Source organism: Microbacterium sp. 10M-3C3, from assembly GCF_003931875.1.
Lineage (GTDB): Bacteria > Actinomycetota > Actinomycetes > Actinomycetales > Microbacteriaceae > Microbacterium.
This window is the reverse complement of sequence record NZ_CP034245.1, coordinates 2,582,615-2,600,399: the sequence shown is the minus strand read 5'-3', so window position 1 is coordinate 2,600,399 and position 17,785 is coordinate 2,582,615. Positions and strand designations below refer to the sequence as shown.

The following is a 17,785-nucleotide window of genomic DNA, read 5'->3' as shown; positions in this document are numbered from 1 at the left end:
GGGACCACCAGAATGGAGGCATGTCCTTGAGCTTCGAGCGCACCCAGAGCGTCGCCATCATCGGCGGCGGTCCCGGCGGATACGAGGCGGCGCTGGCCGCCGCGCAGCTCGGAGCCGAGGTGACCCTCGTCGAGCGCGCGGGGGTGGGCGGGTCGGCCGTCATCACCGACGTCGTGCCGTCGAAGACGCTCATCGCGACGGCGGATGCGGCGGTCGCGATCGCGCGCGCGAGCGACCTCGGCGTGGAGCTGTTCGCCAAGAGCGGCGACGGGCGGCCGCTCAAGCCCCAGGTCGCCATCAACATGGCCGCCGTCAACACCCGTGTGCTCTCGCTCGCGCGCCAGCAGTCCGACGACATGCGCGCGTCGCTCGTCGAGGCGGGCGTGCGCCTCATCTCCGGTCATGGCCGCCTCGACGGCGACGCGGCCGTCATCGTCTCGACCGAGGCCGGCGGCACCGACTTCGACCGCATCGAGGCCGACACGCTCGTCGTGTCGGTGGGTGCGTCACCGCGCGAGCTGCCGTCGGCGAAGCCCGACGGGCAGCGGATCCTCACGTGGACGCAGCTGTACGACATGAAGGCGCTCCCCAAGCACCTCATCGTCGTCGGGTCGGGCGTCACGGGCGCGGAGTTCGCCTCGGCGTACATGAACCTCGGCGCGCACGTGACGCTCGTCTCCAGCCGCGACCAGGTGCTGCCGGGCGAGGACTCGGATGCCGCGGCGGTGCTGGAGAAGGTGTTCAAGCGCGGCGGCATGACGCTGCTGTCGAAGGCGCGCGCGCAGAGCGTCGTCAACACCGGCGACGGCGTCGTCGTGACGCTCGCCGACGGTCAGACGATCGAGGGCTCGCACTGCCTCATGGCCGTCGGCTCGATCCCCAACACGGCGGGGATCGGTCTCGAGGAGGCGGGCGTGCAGATGACCGAGTCCGGGCACATCCGCGTCAACCGCGTCGCGCGCACGTCGGTGCCCAACATCTACGCCGCCGGCGACTGCACGACGTTCATGCCGCTGGCATCCGTCGCATCGATGCAGGGCCGCACGGCGGTGTTCCACGCGCTCGGCGACGTGGTGATCCCGCTGGAGCGCCGTCGGATCGCCGCGAACATCTTCACCGCCCCCGAGATCGCCACGGTCGGCTGGCAGGAGCACGACATCGCCGACGGCACGATCGACGGCGTGGTGCGCAAGCTGCCGCTGTCGTCGAACCCGCGCGCGAAGATGCAGGGCACCAAGGACGGGTTCGTGAAGATCATCGCGCGCAAGGGAAGCGGCACCGTGATCGGCGGCGTGATCGTGGGCCCGCGTGCCTCCGAGCTCATCTACCCGGTCGCGATCGCCGTCGAGCGGCGCCTCACCGTCGACCAGGTCTCGCGCGTGTTCGCCGTCTACCCGTCGCTGTCGAGCAGCATCACCGACGCCACGCGCGCGATGCACATCGTCGACCGCGCCGACTGAGCCACTCGGGCCCCCTCGCGCCGCGGCCGCGCCGCGGGCGCGCCGCGTCGAGAACGGGCGAATCGGCCGAAATCAGGAGGAAATCCGCGGATTCGTGCTGACTTCGGCCGATTCGCCTGCTCAGCGTGACGTCAGGCGATCGTGAGGAGCTGGTGGCCGGCCGACACGGTCGTGCCCGGCGTCGCGTCGATCGCGCCGATCACGCCGTCCTTGTGCGCCTGGATCGGCTGCTCCATCTTCATCGCCTCGAGCACGACGACGAGGTCGCCCTTCACCACCGGCTGACCCTCCGCGACGGCGACCTTGACGACGGTCGCCTGCATCGGGGCCTTGACGGCGTCGCCCGAGGCTCCGGCGTTGGGGGATGCGGCGTGCGAGCGGCGGGACGGCGGCGCGGCCGCAGGACGGCCGATGGCGGTCGGGGCGCTCGCGATGCGGTCGGGGAGGCTCACCTCCAGGCGCTTGCCGCCGACCTCGACGACGACGGTGTGACGCCCGGCCGGCTCGGCCGGGGTCTCCAGCTCGCCGTCCCACGGCGGGATGTCGTTGACGAACTCGGTCTCGATCCAGCGCGTGTAGACGCCGAAGACGCCGTCCTCAGCGGTGAAGGCGGGGTCGCGCACGACCTTGCGGTGGAAGGGCAGCACGGTCGGCAGCCCCGCCACCTCGAACTCGTCGAGCGCGCGGCGCGCCCGCTCGAGCGCCTCCGTGCGGTCGCGACCGCTGACGATGATCTTCGCCAGCAGGGAGTCGAACGCACCCGACACGCTGTCGCCGGCGGTGACGCCCGAGTCGAGTCGGACGCCGGGGCCGCCGAACGTCTTGAAGACGTGGATGGGGCCGGGCTGGGGGAGGAAGTTGCGGCCGGGGTCCTCGCCGTTGATGCGGAACTCGATCGAGTGGCCGGCCGGGGCGGGGTCGTCGTAGCCGAGCTCCTCGCCCTCGGCGAGACGGAACTGCTCGCGCACGAGGTCGAGACCGGTGACCTCCTCCGAGACCGGGTGCTCGACCTGCAGGCGGGTGTTGACCTCGAGGAACGAGATCGTGCCGTCGGCGCCGATGAGGAACTCGCACGTGCCGGCCCCGACGTATCCGACCTCGCGCAGGATCGCCTTCGACGCGGCGTACAGGGTCTCGTTCTGGGCGTCGGTGAGGAACGGCGCGGGGGCCTCCTCGACGAGCTTCTGGTGGCGGCGCTGCAGCGAGCAGTCGCGCGTGGAGACGATCACGACGTTGCCCGCCGCATCCGCGAGGCACTGCGTCTCGACGTGGCGCGGCTTGTCGAGGTACTTCTCGACGAAGCACTCGCCGCGCCCGAACGCAGCGACCGCCTCGCGCGTGGCCGAATCGAAGAGCTCCGGGATCTCCTCGATCGTGCGGGCGACCTTGAGCCCGCGTCCGCCGCCGCCGTACGCGGCCTTGATGGCGATCGGCAGACCGACGGTCTCGGCGAACGCGACGACCTCGTCGGCTCCGGCGACCGGGCCCGGCGTTCCCGGAGCGAGGGGCGCGCCGACCTTCTCGGCGACGTGACGCGCGGTCACCTTGTCGCCCAGCGCCTCGATGGCCTCGGGGGACGGGCCGACCCACACGAGCCCCGCGCCGATGACGGCGCGCGCGAAGTCGGCGTTCTCGGCCAGGAATCCGTAGCCCGGATGCACCGCGTCGGCGCCCGACCGACGGGCCACCGACAGGATCTTCTCGATCGACAGGTACGTGTCGGCGCTCGTGGCACCCTCCAGCGCGTAGGCCTCGTCGGCGAGACGAGCGTGGAGCGCATCGCGGTCCTGGTCGGCGTACACCGCCACGCTCGCGCGCCCCGAGTCGCGGGCGGCGCGGATGATACGGACGGCGATCTCGCCGCGGTTGGCAACGAGGACCTTGGCGATTTCCGGCATGGATGCCAGCCTAGCGACCGCGCAGGGCGGTCTTTTGAGCACCCTGCACAAGAAACGCCGGAAAGAATGCGCGGAACCCTACGAGGACGGCTCCCGATTCCACAGCCCCGTCCAGTCCCCTCCCAGTTCGCGGACCAGGTGCCGGAGGGTCGACAGCGACATCCCGACGACGGTCGAGGGATCGCCCTCGACGCGCTCGATGAACGCGCCGCCGCGGCTGTCCACGGTGAACGCCCCGGCGACCAGCAGCGGCTCGCCCGTCGCGACGTACGCGGCGATCTCCTCGTCGTCGACGTCGGAGGCGAAGGTGACAGAGGCGCGCGCGACGGCGTGGGCCTCCCGCATCCGGCCGTCCTCGACGAGCACGACGCTGTGACCGGAGTGGAGCACACCGGTGCGCCCCCGCATGCCGTGCCAGCGCGCCGTGGCCGCCGCCGACGTGTAGGGCTTGCCGAGGATGTCGCCGTCGAGCTCGAACATCGAGTCGCCGCCGATGACGTACCCCTCGAAGCCCTCCGCCGCGAGCGGGTCGGCGACGTCGGCCGCCTTCAGCCGCGCGAGCAGCTGCACGTGCTCGTCGGCGGGGAGGCGCCGCCCCTCCGCGCGCTCGGTGGCCTCGATGACGGCCTCCTCGTCGACGGCGGGAGGACGGACGAGCGGCTCGATGCCAGCCTGGCGGAGCAGCATCAGCCGCGCGGGGGAGGTCGAGGCGAGGCACACGCGCATGCCTTCACCGTAGCCGTGGGAGGCTGGAGGGATGGATGCGGGAGATCTCGTCGAGCTCGACATCGTCGACGTCGCCCACGGCGGCGTCTTCGTCGCGCGTCTGGACGGCCGGGTCGTGTTCGTCTCCGACACGCTGCCGGGCGAGCGCGTGCGTGCGCGCCTGACCGACACCCGCAAGAAGTCCTTCTGGCGCGCGGAGACGGTGGACGTGATCGACGCCGCGCCCGAACGGCAGTCGCACGTGTGGGCGGCGGCCGATGTCGCCGTGGCGCCGGAGGACCGGCCCGGCGGCGCGGAGTTCGGGCACATCGTCCTCGCGCGCCAGCGGGAGCTCAAGCTGGCGGTGCTGCGCGACGCCCTCGCCCGCATCGGGCGGGTCGAGGCGGCGGCCGGCATCGAGCCGGCGCTCGCCGACGGCGAGCAGCGCGAGACGGAGGACGGCACACGGTGGCGCACGCGCGTGAGCCTGCACGTCGACGACGAGGGGCGCGTCGGTCCGTACGCGGCCCGCAGCCACCGCGTCATCGAGGTGCCCGATCTGCCGCTCGCGACCGGCGCCGTCGCCCAGGCCGCGGCGCGTCTCGGCCGCCAGGCGCCCGGCCGCGTCGACCTCGCGCAGCCCGCCGACGGTCGCGTGCGCGTGCTCTCCCGCCCGGACGGCGCCCGTGGCGGCACGGCCGGCGAGACCGTCCGCGAGCGGGTCGGCGGCCGCGAGTTCCACGTCGACGTCGACGGGTTCTGGCAGGTGCACCGCCTCGCGGCGCACACGCTCACGTCCGTCGTCGCGGGGGAGCTGCGCGCGGCGTTCCCCGACCTCCCGGTCGATCCGGATGCGGCGCACCTCGACCTGTACGGCGGAGTGGGTCTGTTCGCCGCCGCGCTGGGAGAGCTCGGCGGCCCGGCGACGCGTGTGACGAGCGTCGAGTCCAGCCCGCGGGCGACGGAGCACGCGGGCGAGAACCTCGCCGAGTGGGTGGGGGCCCGGGCGGTGACCGCGCGCGTCGACCGCTACCTCGCGCAGCTCGAGGCCGACGCCTCGGCGCGCGAGCGGGCGCGGCTGTCGGCGGGCACCGTCCTCCTGGACCCACCCCGCGCCGGCGCCGGCGGCGAGGTCGTCGAGCGGATCGCGGCCCTCCGCCCGCGATCAGTCGTCTACGTCGCGTGCGACCCGGTCGCCCTCGCGCGCGACCTCGGCACGTTCGCGGGCCTCGGCTACCGCGCGCTGCGCCCCGTCCGCGCGCTCGATCTCTTCCCGCACTCGCATCACGTCGAGGCGGTCGCGGTCCTCGGCCGCTGACCCCGATACGATGGCCGTCATGACGCGCGTCGCCCTCATCGACGACCACGAATCGGTGCGCCTCGGACTCGAGGCCGCGTGCGCACGCGAGCAGGACACCGCCGTGGTCTTCTCGGGCAGCAACGTGTCGGAGTACCTGGCGTGGCGGGTGACGACGGGCGAGGCCCCCGCCGACGTCGTCGTGCTCGACCTCACGCTCGGCGACGGCACGACCGTGACCGAGAACGTGCAGCGCCTCGTCGCCGACGGGTCGAGCGTGATCATCCACAGCGTCGCCGACCGGCCCGCCGCGGTGCGCGAGGCGCTGGCGGCCGGGGCGACGGGCATCGTCAGCAAGGCGTCGCCCATCCACGAGGTGATCGCCGCCGTCCGCACGGTCGCGAGCGGCGAGCCCCTCAACAACGTCGAGTGGGCCAGTGCCGTCGAAGCCGATCGCGAGTTCGCCGACGCGCAGCTGTCGGCGCGCGAGCGCGAGGTGCTGCGCCTGTACGCCGCGGGGCTGCCGCTGAAGGCGGTCGCCGAGCGGCTCGGCGTCGCCTACTCCACGGCGAAGGAGAACATCACGCGCGTCCGCGTGAAGTACGTCGAGGTGGGTCGCCCCGCCCCGACCAAGGTGGATCTGCTGCGCCGTGCGATGGAGGACGGCATCCTGCAGCAGCCCGAAGGCGACCGGGATGGCTGACAGCGGCCGGTCCGTCCTGGACGCCGCGTGGGGCCGCATCCCTCATTCCCGGGAGACCACGGAGAACCTCGGTTCCTTCACCCGCGCCCGCATCGAGCGGCTGATCACGCTGCTCGCGGGCCCGATCTGCCTCGTTCTCGGGGCCCAGGCGTTCGTCGCGGCGCTCGGCCCGGGCGACGAGCGGCCCGGCTGGCACGTGCCGCTCGTGCTCGCGGTCTTCGTCCCGCTCCTGGCGATGATCGTCGCGTGCGTGTTCGGGACGTTCGCGCGGGTGTTCTCGGGGATCTTCGCGGTCGTGTACGTGCTGGCGCTCGTGGCATGGCCTTTCGTCACGGTGGGATCGAACCCGGTTCCGACCGAGGAGCCATGGATCTTCTTCCTCCTCAATGTCGTCACCGGGGCGACGGTCGTGGCCTTCCCGATGTCGCTGCAGGTCGCGTTCCTCATCGTTACACCGCTCCTCTTCGGCTTGGTGCGGCTCGTCCAGGGCGGGTTCGATCCCGACTTCTTCCTCCCGGTCGGACTGGACGTGTCGTTCGCACTGATCCTGGGGAGCGTCCTGGTCGTGCTCGGGTGGACCTACCGCTCGGTGGCCGCCAACGTGGACGAGACGCGCGCGCGGGCCGTCGCGAGCTACGCGGATGCAGCGGCTGCCGACGCGACCGAGAGCGAGCGCGTCGCCGTCGCCGCCCTCATGCACGACAGCGTGCTCGGCGCTCTGCTGGCCGCCGAGCGCGCCACCACGCCCCGCGAGCGGACTCTCGCGGTGAGCATGGCCCGCGAGGCGCTCACGCGCCTGGCCAACGCCGAGAAGGACGCGTGGGAGGGCAGCGACGAGCCCGTCGACGCCGCCCAGCTTGCGGACGAGCTGGAGAAGGCGGCGACCGAGATGGGCGTGCAGCTGCGCGTCGACCGCCGCATCGAGCCCGACGCGCCCCGCGTGCCCGGTCGTGTCGCTCGCGCGCTCGTGCTCGCAGCCCTCCAGGCCGTCGCCAACGCCGTGCAGCACGCGAACGCGCAGGGACTCGCCGTGGAGCTGCACGGCACGGGGGTTCCCGGCCGCGTGCGCGTGCGCGTGCGCGACACCGGCGAAGGGTTCGACGTCGCCGCGATCCCGGAAGACCGCCTCGGCATCCGCGGATCGATCCTCGCGCGCGTCACCGCCGTGGGCGGGCGCACGGAGATCGACTCGAGCGGGGCGGGGACCACGGTGACGATGGAGTGGGAGAGCGGGGACCGCTGGTGAGCGTCCGGTCGATCGTCTCCATCATCGCCCTCGCCTTCACGGCGTACCTCGCCGCGCGCGGGTTCGCGTGGTCGGGCGGTCGTGTGGACCAGCCGTGGGTGATCTTCCTGGTGCTGCCGCTGTACCTGGTGGTGACGTGGCTGTGGGTGCTGTGGGGTCTACGCCCGCGCTCGGGCGCCGCGCCGGCCCGCGCCGTGCCCGGCCGCGACCGCACGCTTCCCGTGTGGGCCGGCGCCCTGGCGATCGGGGTCGCCGTCGTCGTTCCGAACGCCGTCTTCTGGGCGGTCGATCCGGACTCGCGCACGCAGCCGTTCGCGACGTGGACGATCGGCGGCATCGGCGCGCTGATGACGATCGTGATGGTGCGGCGCCGGCCGATCGTCGCGTGGGTGGGCCTCGCGGCCGTCGCAGTGTCGACGATCCTCTGGATCGGGCTGCTCCCGGCCCTCAGCCTCGGGCTGGTCGGCTCGGTCGTGTGGGTGGCCGCCGCGCAGCTGCTCATGGCGGCGCTCGACCGCGCCGCGCGCGACACCCGCCAGCTCGCCGAGCTGCAGCAGGCGGCGTCGGCGTGGCAGGCGTCGCAGGCCGGGCGTCAGCGCGAACGACGCGTGCAGGTGCAGCGCGCGCTGCAGGCGGCCGGGCCCATCCTCGGTCGCACGATCGAGACCGGCGGCAATCTGCGCGCCGCGGAGCGGCTGGAGGCGCGCCTGGCCGAGGGACGACTGCGAGACGAGCTGCGCGGCCCGCGCCTTCTCGACGACGTCGTGCGCGCCGAGCTCGAGAACGCGCGGCGGCGCGGCATCACCGTGACGATGCTCGACGAAGGCGGGCTCGAGGGCATCGCGGAGCCCTCGCTCGTCGAGATCCGGCGCGAGCTGGCTGAGATCCTGCAGGGTGCGAGCTCGACGCGCCTCATCATCCGCACCTCGCCGCACTCCGACACCGCGGTCACGATCGTCGGGCGGTCGGGCGAGAGCGACGGGCTGTCGGACGAAGACAGCGTCGAGCTCTGGCGGGAGATCGCCCGTCCCGCGCAGCCGTCCGCGTGACCCGCCGCGCCCGACCCGGGCGCACGTCTCGGCCCACCGGTCCGGGGCTGGGGGGGTGACCGGACCGGCGAGCCGAGAGATGGAGGCGAGGGGCGGCGAAGCCGCCCGCCCCTCGCCTCGGCGGACGGTTACCCGAAAACCGTCCGCGTGACCGGAGCTGGCTGGAGAGCAGTCCGGCCGAACGCACAAGGCGTTCCAGCTCCTTCAGTATGGCGGGGCTTTGGACCGTCCGTCTGTAGGTATTTCGGGGGACATCCGCGACGAGATGCTTCAGTCGCCCGCCGGTCAGCCGACGGAGCCGCTCCACCCCTGCTCGCGGGGGAGCGGCGTGCGCAGGCCGCGGGCCGACAGCTGCCAGCGGGAGCGGCGCGCCGGCTCGGCGGCGACGGCGGCCGCAGCCTCCTGCGTCCACGCCGCGTCGACGACGGCGATCACCGCGGCGAGCTCCTCGTCCGTGGGGTTGCCACGGCGCACGTCCACGCGGGGTCGCGCGGCGTCGAGCGCGTCCCCCTGAGCGGTCGTCGCATCCGCGCTCACAGCGGGATGTTCCCGTGCTTCTTCGCGGGCTGGCTCGCGCGCTTGCCGCGCAGGGCCCGCAGCGCCTTCGCGATCGCGACGCGCGTCTGCGCCGGCTCGATGATCCCGTCGAGCTCGCCGCGCTCGGCGGCGAGGAACGGCGAGGCGACGTTGTAGGTGTACTCGTTCGCCAGGCGCGTGCGCACCGCCGCGACGTCCTCGCCCGCTTCCTCGGCGCGCTTGATCTCGCCACGGTAGAGGATGTTCACCGCGCCCTGACCGCCCATCACGGCGATCTCGGCGGTCGGCCACGCGAGGTTGATGTCGGCGCCGAGCTGCTTCGAGCCCATGACGATGTAGGCGCCGCCGTAGGCCTTGCGCAGGATCACCGTCACCAGCGGCACGGTCGCCTCGGCGTACGCGTACAGGAGCTTCGCGCCGCGGCGGATGACGCCGGTCCACTCCTGGTCGGTACCGGGGAGGTAACCCGGCACGTCCACGAGGGTGACGATCGGGATGGAGAACGCGTCGCAGAACCGCACGAAACGGCTCGCCTTCTCACCGGCGTCGATGTTGAGCGTGCCGGCCATCTGCGACGGCTGGTTGGCGATGATGCCGACCGTGCGACCCTCGACGCGGCCGAAGCCGATGACGATGTTCGGCGCGAACAGCGGCTGCACCTCGAGGAAATCGCCGTCGTCGACGACGTGCTCGATGACCGTGTGGATGTCGTAGGGCTGGTTCGGCGAGTCGGGGATGACGAGGTTGAGCGAGCGGTCCGCATCCGTCGTCTCGAACTCGAACGCCGTCTCGTACACCGGGATCTCGTCGAGGTTGTTGTCGGGGAGGAAGCTCAGCATCGAGCGGGCGTAGTCGATCGCGTCGTCCTCGTCCTCGGCGAGGTAGTGCGCGACACCCGACCGGGTGTTGTGCGTGTACGCGCCGCCGAGCTCCTCCATGCCGACGTCCTCGCCGGTGACGGTCTTGATGACGTCGGGGCCGGTGACGAACATCTGGCTCGTCTTGTCGACCATGATCACGAAGTCGGTGAGCGCGGGGGAGTAGACGGCGCCGCCGGCGGCCGGCCCCATGATGATCGAGATCTGCGGGATGACGCCCGAGGCGGCGGTGTTCAGGCGGAAGATCTCGCCGTACTTGCCGAGTGCGACGACGCCCTCCTGGATGCGCGCGCCGCCCGAGTCGAGGATGCCGATGATCGGGATGCCGCTGCGCAGCGCGAATTCCATGACCTTGATGATCTTGTCGCCGGCCGCTTCGCCGAGCGAGCCGCCGAAAGTGGAGAAGTCCTGCGCGTAGACGGCGACCGTGCGGCCGTGGATCGTGCCGGTGCCGGTCACCACCGAATCGCCGTAGGGGCGCGACTTGTCCATCCCGAACGCCGTCGTGCGGTGGCGCACGTACTCGTCGAGCTCGACGAAGGAGCCGGGGTCGACGAGCATCTCGATCCGCTCCCGCGCGGTCAGCTTGCCCTTCGCGTGCTGCTTGGCGCGCGCGGCCTCCTCGGCGTCGAGGACGGCCTCCTGGTAGCGGGCCCGCAGATCCGCGATCTTGCCGGCGGTGGTGGAGAGATCGTGCTGCTCGGTCACGGATTCCACCCTATCGGCGCGCATCGCGGCGACGTTGGAGGGTCGCCACAACGCATCCGCCCGACCGCTGTGCCCCGCCGCATCCGAGGATCCCGCCCGCCGGCCCGCGCGCCCCGAGCAGGCGAATCGGCCGAAATCAGTACGATCCGGCGCGATTCCTCCTGCGTTCGGCCGATTCGCCTGCATTCCGCGACGCGCCACGGCGACGCTGGATGCGGCGAGCCGCTCAGTGCGCAAGGTGAAGGCCGTGGACCATCGCGCGGATGATCTCGGCTTCGACGCGCGGCCACTCGTGGACGATCTCGCGGTAGTCGAAGCGCAGCACGGTGTAGCCGAGGCTGCGCAGCAGGCGGTCATGGGCGATGTCGCTCCGGCGCTGACGCGGGTCCGAGTGATGCGCGAATCCGTCGATCTGGTAGACCAGGCGCGCGCCGACCAGTCCGTCCACGGGTCGGCCGCCGATGACCGGCTGCTGCACGACCCGCACGCCACGACGGCGCAGGCGGCCGGCCATCAGCGACTCCAACCCCGAGTCGGAGAGGTGTGTCGCCGCATCCGCGAGCCGTCGGGCTTGTTCTCCGCGCCAGGGGACGAGCGCGAGATGCTCGCGCGTGACGGACCCGACGCGAAGCGCGGACTCCCAGACGGCGAGGGCGTCGTCGAAGGGGACGCACGACGCGACGAGGAAGAGGACGTTCTCGACAGGGTCGAGGAGGCTTCGAGATGACCTGGGCACCAGGCCGATCGACCAGTGCGCATGCACGCCTTCGGGTTTACGCCGTGCCGATCGAGGCAGGACGATGTGCGGTCGGTCGTCCGCCGCCGGCGGCTGCCACCACCCGAGCATCGCGGCCGCGGTCAAGCAGGTCACCCACCCCCCGAGCTCGGCCGCCCAAGCCACCTCGGGCGTCGCGCGTTCGTCGACGATCCACGATCGTCCCAGCGCGGTGAGGCCCTCCCGCCGCACCGCGCGGCGTAGCGCGTCCGGTCGCCACCCCGCCTCTTCGGCGGTGCGTCGGTTCAGGATGCCGCGGTGATCGAGGAACGGGCGGAGTACTCGCGGTGATGCCACCCCTCGAGAGTCGCGGCGCGCGTGCGCCCGTCAACGGCATCCACAGACTTCCGCCCGGAGTGCGTACGTCCGCGCGACTGTGGAGGGGAGCTCCCGCGCGCGCCGGATACAGGCGAATCGGCCGAGATCAGTACGATCCGGCGCGATTCCTCCTGCATCCGGCCGATTCGCCCGCAACCGGCCGTGTCTCGCCGCCTGTCAAGGCCGCGAAGGGGGCGGGTGGCGGTCGTAGGGTGTGGGCATGCCGATTCCGGAGAGCGGATACCCGCGCGCCGCGGCCGTGAGCCCGCGGCTGCAGGTGGTCGAGACCACCGACTCGACGAACGCCGACGTCCTCGCCGCCGTCGCGGCCGACCCGCAGGCGTGGCCGCATCTGTCCGTGCTGCTGACCACCGACCAGCGCGCGGGACGCGGGCGCCTGGACCGCACGTGGGTCGCGCCGCCCGGCGCCGCGCTCGCGGTGTCGGTGCTCGTGCGCGTCGATGACCTTCCCCCGCACGCGCGCGGGTGGATCCCGCTCATCGCGGGCGCCGCGATGACGCGCGCCGTGGCCGCTCAGCTCCCCGGCGGCGACACCGTGCGCCTGAAGTGGCCCAACGACGTGCTCGTGGACGGCGCGAAGATCTCCGGCATCCTCGCGGAGGTCGTGCCGGGGCATCCGGATGCGGTGGTCATCGGCGCGGGCGTGAACACCCGCATGTCGCGCGTCGACCTGCCGGTCGCGACGGCGACTTCGTTCGCCGCGATCGGTCACGACAGCGACGACGACCGGCTGCTCGCGGACTACCTCGCCGCGCTCGACGAGCAGCTCGGCGCCCTCCTGCGCACGAACGGCGACGCCGGCGCGGCGGGAGTGCGAGCCGAGGTCGAGGCCCTGTGCGCGACCCTCGGCAAGGACGTCGAGGTCTCCCTCCCCGGCGGACGCGTCCTCGCGGGGCGTGCCCAGCGCATCGACGAGGACGGCCGTCTCGTCGTCGCTTCCGGCGTCGAGGAGATCCCGGTCTCGGCCGGTGACGTCGTCCACGTCCGCTGACGCGCGTGCCCGCGCGGAGGGCGCCGCGCCGCGTGTGCGACCCCGCATGTCGGCGGGGCGCGTCACAATGAGAGCGTGACCCAGCCCACGACGTACGGCGGACGCCCGCGCATGCCCGCGCCGGGCGCGCCGACGCCCGAGCTGCGGGTGGCGCGCATCCGACCGCACGCGCGGCGGCTGTTCTGGTCGGCCCTCGTCCTCATCGCTGTGGCGGGTGCCATCGGGTACTTCTACGGCAACCTCCGCCCTCCGTTCGAGGACTGGATGCTGCTGACCGCGGCCGCCGCCGCCGTGCTGCTGCTCGTGGTCATCCCGTGGGCGGTGTGGTGGTCGCAGTCGTACACGATCACGACGCGCCGGGTCATCGCGCGGTCGGGTCTGCTGGCGACGCGACGCAGCGAGCTCGGGCACGTCCGCGGCTACACCGTGCAGATGCGCCGCGGACCTCTGCAGCGGCTGTGGGGCACGGGCACGCTCGTCCTCTCCAACGGCGTCGATGCGCCCCTGCGACTGCGGAACATCCCCGACGTGCAGCTCGTGCACGAGGTGCTCGTCGACCAGGTCGAGGTGAACCAGATCCTCGCCCACCGTGACGCGCAGCCGCCATCGCTCGACACCGCGCCCGCCTGAGCCCGCGCCTGCGCGGGCGCCTCATCCGCGAGAGGATGGGAGCACACGGACGAGAGGAGCGGCATGGCACTGCGAGTGGGCATCATCGGGGGCGGACAGCTCGCGCGGATGATGATCGCACCGGCGACCGAGCTCGGCATCGAGGTGCGCGTGCTCGCCGAGGCGCCGGGCATGTCCGCGTCCCTCGCGGCGACGGCGATCGGCGACAACCGCGACGCCGACACGGTGCTCGCGTTCGCGCGCGACGTCGACGTCGTCACCTTCGACCACGAGCACGTGCCGCAGGACGTGCTTGCCGCACTCGTCGAGGCGGGCGTGCGCGTGCACCCGGGGCCCGAGGCGCTCGCCGTCGCGCAGGACAAGATCGTGCTGCGCCGCCGCATGGCCGAGCTCGGGGCGCCGCAGCCGGACTGGGCCGCGGTCGCCGACGAGGAGGCGCTGCAGGCCTTCCTCGACGACCACGGCGGTCGCGCCGTCGTGAAGACTCCGCGCGGAGGATACGACGGCAAGGGCGTGCGCGTCGTCGGTGCCGCGACGGAGGCGGCGGACTGGTTCGCGGCGCTCGCCGAAGACGGCCGTGGCGGCGAGCTCCTCGTCGAGGAGCTCGTCGACTTCTCGCGGGAGCTCGCTCAGCAGGTCGCGCGCCGGCCGTCGGGCGAGATCGCGGTCTACCCCGTCGTCGAGACGGTCCAGCGCGACGGCGTGTGTGCGGAGGTCTTCGCGCCGGCGCCCCGCGCCGATGCCCGCCTGGTCCGTGCCGCCGCCGACCTCGGCGTCGCGATCGCGGAGGGGCTCGGGGTGACCGGCATGCTCGCGGTCGAGCTCTTCGAAACCACCGACCAGCGGATCCTCGTCAACGAGCTCGCGATGCGGCCGCACAACAGCGGGCACTGGACGCAGGACGGCGCGATCACGAGCCAGTTCGAGCAGCATGTGCGGGCCGTGCTCGATCTGCCCCTGGGGGCGACGGATGCGGCGGCGCCGTGGTCGGTCATGGTCAACATCCTGGGCGGCCCCGCCGAGGGCGCCATGACCGACCGGTTCGCGCCGGCGATGGCGGCGCATCCGACCGCCAAGATCCACACGTACGGGAAGGCGCCGCGCCCGGGCCGCAAGGTCGGCCACGTCAACGTCGTCGGCGACGACCTCGACGACGCGGTGTACCAGGCGCGCGCCGCGGCGGCGCACTTCCTCGACTGACGTGCGCCGTTGCGGCGTTCTCGCAGGGCTGCGGCCTAGCCTGGTCCGGTGACCCGGCCACTGCACTCCTCCGACGCGCCCCTGGTCGGGGTCGTCATGGGCTCCGATTCCGACTGGCGCGTCATGAGCGACGCCTCGCAGGCGCTGACCGAGCTCGGCGTGCCGCACGAGGTCGAGGTCGTGTCGGCGCATCGCACGCCCGACAAGCTCATGCGCTACGGCCGCGAGGCCCGCGGACGCGGCCTGAAGGCGATCATCGCCGGTGCGGGCGGCGCAGCCCACCTCCCGGGCATGCTCGCCTCCGTCACCGCGCTGCCGGTCATCGGCGTGCCCGTGCAGCTCGCGACGCTCGACGGGCTGGACTCGCTCCTGAGCATCGTGCAGATGCCCGGTGGCATCCCGGTCGCGACCGTGTCGATCAACGGCGCCAAGAACGCCGGGCTCCTCGCCGCACGCATCCTCGGCACCGCCGACGCCGCCCTCGGCGACCGTATCGAGCAGTACGCACGCGACCTCGAGGCGCAGGTCGAGGAGAAGAACCGGCGTCTCAAGGAGGCGCTGTGAGCGTCGCCGCCGCCGCGCGGCCGCGCGCCGCATCCGTCGTGGAGGCGCGGCCTCTCCGCAACCCCGACACCGCCTCGCGCCAGGTCATGACCCGCCGCGGCTGGTGGCTCGTCGTCCTGAACTTCCTCATCCCCGGCTCGGCGCAGGTGCTCGCCGGCAACCGGCGCCTCGGGCGCTTCGGGCTCGGCGCAACGCTCGCGCTGTGGGCGGCGCTCGTGATCGCCGCCCTGTTCCTCGTGCTCGCGCCCACGCAGCTGTCGGCCATCATGCTCGGCGCGTGGCTCCCCCCGTGGCTGTCGCTCCTGCGGTGGGTGCCGCTGACGCTCGTGCAGGTCGCGCTGGTCGGTTACGTGGTGCTGTGGATCGTGCTCACGATCGACACGCTGCGACTGGTGCGGCTCGTCCGCACGGGCAGCCTCGCACGCTTCGGCATCGCGGGGCTCAGCATCGCGCTGCTCGTCGTCGCCGGCAGCGGCGCCGCATGGGCCGCGCAGACCACCGGCACCGTCCGCGACACGCTCGGCGCCATCTTCGGCAGCAGCGCGCCGGTCGTGCCGCCGCAGGACGGCTACTACAACATCCTGCTGCTCGGCGCCGACAGCGGCGAGGGCCGCGACTCCATGCGCTTCGACAGCATCTCCGTCGTGTCGGTCAACGCCACGACCGGCGCGGTCACCATCACCGGCATCCCCCGCGACATGCCGAACTTCCCGTTCGCGCCCGGCCCCATGGCCGACAAGTATCCCAACGGGCATGAGGGCTATGCGAACGCGACGTGCGGATGGGGGAGCGGCATCAACCAACTCCGCACCGAGGTCGAGGTCTGCCAGGACGGCAACAAGCTGTATCCGGATGCCGTCGGGAACGGATCCGAGCCGGGTATCGAAGCGACGAAGGACGCGGCCGAGGGGATCCTCGGCATCACGATCCCGTACTACGTCTTCATCGACATGCACAACTTCGCCGCCCTCGTCGACGCCCTCGGCGGGGTGGACATCACCGTAGAGCAGCGCCTGCCCAAGGGCTGGGGGCCCACGTACCCGGGCGAGCCGGCCGACCGGTGGGCGATCGGCTGGATCGAGGCAGGGCCCCAGCACATGGACGGCGACACCGCGCAGTGGTATGCCCGGTCGCGCTACACGACGAGCGACTTCGACCGCATGAAGCGCCAGCGCCAACTGCAGGAGGCCCTGCTCGCCCAGGCGTCGCCGCAGGCGGTGCTGACGAACTTCCAGAACGTCGCCGCCGCGAGCACCGAGTTCGTGAAGACCGACATCCCGCAGGCGCTCGTGCCGACGCTCATGGACCTCGCGCTCAAGGCGAAGGAGCAGCAGGTCGCCACGATCGAGCTGACGCCCGAGGGCGGCATCGACGAGTTCAACCCGCAGTGGGACAAGATCCGCGAGATCGTCCAGAACCAGCTGCATCCGCCGTCTCCGACCCCCGACCCCGGCTCGTGACCGCGACGCTCCGTGTCGTGCTCGACCAGCTCGTCGCGCCCACGACGACGGAGCTGGCCGAAGCCTCGCGGGAGCTCACCCGCGCTCTCGTCGCCGCCGCCCCGCGCGGCGCCGACGTCGGCGCGATCGTCCCGCGCGGGGAGTTCGACGCTCCGCCGGGGCTCGCCGACGTCACGACGCTCATGCTGCCGCGGCGCGAGCTCGCCGCGTCGTGGCCGCTCGGCGTCGCGCCCGGGGTCGGCCCCGGCCTCATCCACGCGCCGACCCTGCTGGCGCCGCTGGTCAAGCACGATCGCGTGCACGAGACGCACCAGATCGTGGTGACGCTCTGGGATCTGCGTCCGTGGCAGGAGCCCGACGCGCTCCCGCGCGCCGAGGTGCTCTGGCACCGAGCCATGCTCAAGCGGGCGCAGAAGCACGCCGACGCGATCGTCGTGCCCACCCACGCGATGGCCGAGACCCTCGCGCAGATCGCGCCCAAGGCGGCGACCCGCGTGCGCGTCATCGCCGGCGCGCCGCCGGCCGACTTCCGCGTGCCGACGGATGCGGCAGGCCGCCTGCGCACGCTGGGTCTGCCGGGCCGCGTGGTCGTTCTCGACGCGCCCGACCCGGTGGCTTTCGGGGCGGTTCCCGCGGATGCCACGGCAGCGGTCTTCGTCGCGGACGCACACGCCATGGAGACGGCGCGCGCGGTCGCCGCCGCCGCGGGCGTCGCCGCCGACCGCGTCATCCCGGTCCCGGCCGCCGATCGTCATGACCGGGCCGCCGTGCTGTCGGTCGCGGACGCCTTCGTCGCGACCTCCCGGGTCGCCGGGTGGCCGTGGCGCGGCGTCGAGGCGCTCGCCGCCGGCGTCCCCGTCGCCGCGGTCGACACGCCGACGCATCGCGAGGTGTTCGCCGAGGCGGCCGTCCTGTCCGCGACGGGCGACCTCCGCGGCGCTGTCGCCGCCGTGCGCGGGCCCGCGGCCACCCGGCTGCGCGTGCTCGCGTCCGACCGCGGGCGCTCGTTCTCGTGGCGCGAAGCCGCGGAGCGCACGTGGGCGCTCCACGCCGAGCTGTGACCGCGTCCTCAGCCCGATCCGACTGCCGCATCTCTGCATCGGGCGATAACAACCGCGTGACAACTCGGCGTGGGATGGGGGTCGATTGCAAAGGCGCCCGCACAATGTGAGCGTGCGCCGCATCCCTGTTTCTCCTTTGGCCCGCATCCGCTTGGGCGCGCTGTGTGCGCTCAGCGTCGGTCTGCTCGCATTCACGGGGTGCGCCTCGTCTGCCGGGACCGGAGCGACACCGAGCGCGCCGTCCTCCTCGTCTTCGTCGGGGCCGACCCCGACGCCCACCGCGA

Annotated in this window: 16 protein-coding genes; 11 read left to right on the top strand and 5 right to left on the bottom strand. The window is 72.8% G+C overall.

The annotated features are described in order from the left end of the window. The first annotated feature begins 20 nt into the window (after positions 1-20). On the top strand, positions 21-1,460 hold the full coding sequence (locus tag EI169_RS12605) for an NAD(P)H-quinone dehydrogenase (RefSeq protein ID WP_125132645.1): 1,440 nt from the start codon (positions 21-23) through the stop codon (positions 1,458-1,460). Between the two features lie 131 nt (positions 1,461-1,591). On the opposite strand, the gene EI169_RS12600 is transcribed toward EI169_RS12605, so the two are convergent. Together EI169_RS12600 and EI169_RS12595 are read right to left on the bottom strand one after the other, a co-directional pair. Continuing rightward, positions 1,592-3,358: a biotin carboxylase N-terminal domain-containing protein gene (locus EI169_RS12600; RefSeq protein WP_125132644.1), complete on the bottom strand. Its 1,767-nt coding sequence runs from the start codon at positions 3,356-3,358 to the stop codon at positions 1,592-1,594. Between the two features lie 78 nt (positions 3,359-3,436). Beyond that, positions 3,437-4,084, bottom strand: a complete 648-nt coding sequence (locus EI169_RS12595; RefSeq protein ID WP_125132643.1) for a Maf family protein — start codon at positions 4,082-4,084, stop codon at positions 3,437-3,439. Positions 4,085-4,115: 31 nt separating this feature from the next. Here EI169_RS12595 and EI169_RS12590 point away from each other — a divergent pair, with 31 nt between their 5' ends. From EI169_RS12590 to EI169_RS12575, 4 genes are read left to right on the top strand one after another with little or no spacing between them, the layout of a single operon-like run. Beyond that, a complete protein-coding gene (locus tag EI169_RS12590) occupies positions 4,116-5,381 on the top strand; it encodes a TRAM domain-containing protein (protein WP_125132642.1) in 1,266 nt (421 codons plus the stop codon). A gap of 19 nt (positions 5,382-5,400) precedes the next feature. Continuing rightward, the gene (locus EI169_RS12585) at positions 5,401-6,063 is read left to right on the top strand and encodes a response regulator transcription factor (RefSeq protein WP_125132641.1); all 663 of its coding nucleotides are present in this window, start codon (positions 5,401-5,403) and stop codon (positions 6,061-6,063) included. Beyond that, positions 6,056-7,309 carry an ATP-binding protein gene (locus EI169_RS12580; RefSeq protein ID WP_205783801.1) on the top strand — a complete coding sequence of 418 codons (1,254 nt, stop codon included), beginning with the start codon at positions 6,056-6,058 and terminating at the stop codon, positions 7,307-7,309. The genes EI169_RS12585 and EI169_RS12580 overlap by 8 nt, the downstream gene beginning before the upstream one ends. Then, positions 7,306-8,358, top strand: a complete 1,053-nt coding sequence (locus EI169_RS12575; protein ID WP_240640442.1) for a hypothetical protein — start codon at positions 7,306-7,308, stop codon at positions 8,356-8,358. The genes EI169_RS12580 and EI169_RS12575 overlap by 4 nt, the downstream gene beginning before the upstream one ends. 285 nt (positions 8,359-8,643) lie before the next feature. Here EI169_RS12575 and EI169_RS12570 read toward each other — a convergent pair whose 3' ends face one another. The 3 genes from EI169_RS12570 to EI169_RS12560 all read right to left on the bottom strand — a co-directional run bounded on the left by EI169_RS12570 (position 8,644) and on the right by EI169_RS12560 (position 11,553). Then, complete coding sequence (locus tag EI169_RS12570) at positions 8,644-8,895, bottom strand: acyl-CoA carboxylase epsilon subunit (RefSeq protein ID WP_240640440.1); 252 nt, start codon at positions 8,893-8,895, stop codon at positions 8,644-8,646. Continuing rightward, positions 8,892-10,505 carry an acyl-CoA carboxylase subunit beta gene (locus EI169_RS12565; protein WP_205783798.1) on the bottom strand — a complete coding sequence of 538 codons (1,614 nt, stop codon included), beginning with the start codon at positions 10,503-10,505 and terminating at the stop codon, positions 8,892-8,894. Before EI169_RS12565 ends, EI169_RS12570 begins: the two co-directional genes overlap by 4 nt. A gap of 202 nt (positions 10,506-10,707) precedes the next feature. Continuing rightward, entirely contained in the window at positions 10,708-11,553 is an 846-nt protein-coding gene (locus EI169_RS12560; protein ID WP_125132639.1) for a DUF559 domain-containing protein, read from the bottom strand. Between the two features lie 241 nt (positions 11,554-11,794). Between EI169_RS12560 and EI169_RS12555 the strand changes: the two genes are divergently transcribed. The 6 genes from EI169_RS12555 (at position 11,795) to EI169_RS12530 (ending at position 17,501) form a co-directional block, all read left to right on the top strand. After that, a complete protein-coding gene (locus EI169_RS12555; RefSeq protein ID WP_125132638.1) occupies positions 11,795-12,586 on the top strand; it encodes a biotin--[acetyl-CoA-carboxylase] ligase in 792 nt (263 codons plus the stop codon). A 75-nt stretch (positions 12,587-12,661) separates the two neighbouring features. Then, positions 12,662-13,216 (top strand): PH domain-containing protein, encoded by a 555-nt coding sequence (locus EI169_RS12550; protein WP_125132637.1) that lies wholly within the window; start codon positions 12,662-12,664, stop codon positions 13,214-13,216. 63 nt (positions 13,217-13,279) lie between these two features. Beyond that, positions 13,280-14,416, top strand: coding sequence for a 5-(carboxyamino)imidazole ribonucleotide synthase (locus EI169_RS12545; protein WP_125132636.1), 1,137 nt, complete (start codon positions 13,280-13,282; stop codon positions 14,414-14,416). Between the two features lie 96 nt (positions 14,417-14,512). Further along, complete coding sequence (gene purE, locus EI169_RS12540) at positions 14,513-14,980, top strand: 5-(carboxyamino)imidazole ribonucleotide mutase (protein WP_125133467.1); 468 nt, start codon at positions 14,513-14,515, stop codon at positions 14,978-14,980. After that, on the top strand, positions 14,977-16,440 hold the full coding sequence (locus EI169_RS12535; protein WP_240640438.1) for an LCP family protein: 1,464 nt from the start codon (positions 14,977-14,979) through the stop codon (positions 16,438-16,440). Before purE ends, EI169_RS12535 begins: the two co-directional genes overlap by 4 nt. Next, positions 16,437-17,501: a glycosyltransferase gene (locus tag EI169_RS12530; RefSeq protein ID WP_125132635.1), complete on the top strand. Its 1,065-nt coding sequence runs from the start codon at positions 16,437-16,439 to the stop codon at positions 17,499-17,501. Before EI169_RS12535 ends, EI169_RS12530 begins: the two co-directional genes overlap by 4 nt. Positions 17,502-17,785 lie beyond the last annotated feature (284 nt).

Bases quoted from the DNA above. Each gene is read 5' to 3' on its own strand.
- EI169_RS12555 (WP_125132638.1), top strand. From the start codon at position 11,795: ATGCCGATTCCGGAGAGCGGATACCCGCGCGCCGCGGCCGTGAGCCCG.
- EI169_RS12605 (WP_125132645.1), top strand. From the start codon at position 21: ATGTCCTTGAGCTTCGAGCGCACCCAGAGCGTCGCCATCATCGGCGGC.
- EI169_RS12545 (WP_125132636.1), top strand. From the start codon at position 13,280: ATGGCACTGCGAGTGGGCATCATCGGGGGCGGACAGCTCGCGCGGATG.
- EI169_RS12600 (WP_125132644.1), bottom strand. From the start codon at position 3,358: ATGCCGGAAATCGCCAAGGTCCTCGTTGCCAACCGCGGCGAGATCGCC.
- EI169_RS12580 (WP_205783801.1), top strand. From the start codon at position 6,056: ATGGCTGACAGCGGCCGGTCCGTCCTGGACGCCGCGTGGGGCCGCATC.
- EI169_RS12565 (WP_205783798.1), bottom strand. From the start codon at position 10,505: ATGCGCGCCGATAGGGTGGAATCCGTGACCGAGCAGCACGATCTCTCC.
- EI169_RS12590 (WP_125132642.1), top strand. From the start codon at position 4,116: ATGGATGCGGGAGATCTCGTCGAGCTCGACATCGTCGACGTCGCCCAC.
- EI169_RS12595 (WP_125132643.1), bottom strand. From the start codon at position 4,084: ATGCGCGTGTGCCTCGCCTCGACCTCCCCCGCGCGGCTGATGCTGCTC.
- EI169_RS12585 (WP_125132641.1), top strand. From the start codon at position 5,401: ATGACGCGCGTCGCCCTCATCGACGACCACGAATCGGTGCGCCTCGGA.
- purE (WP_125133467.1), top strand. From the start codon at position 14,513: ATGGGCTCCGATTCCGACTGGCGCGTCATGAGCGACGCCTCGCAGGCG.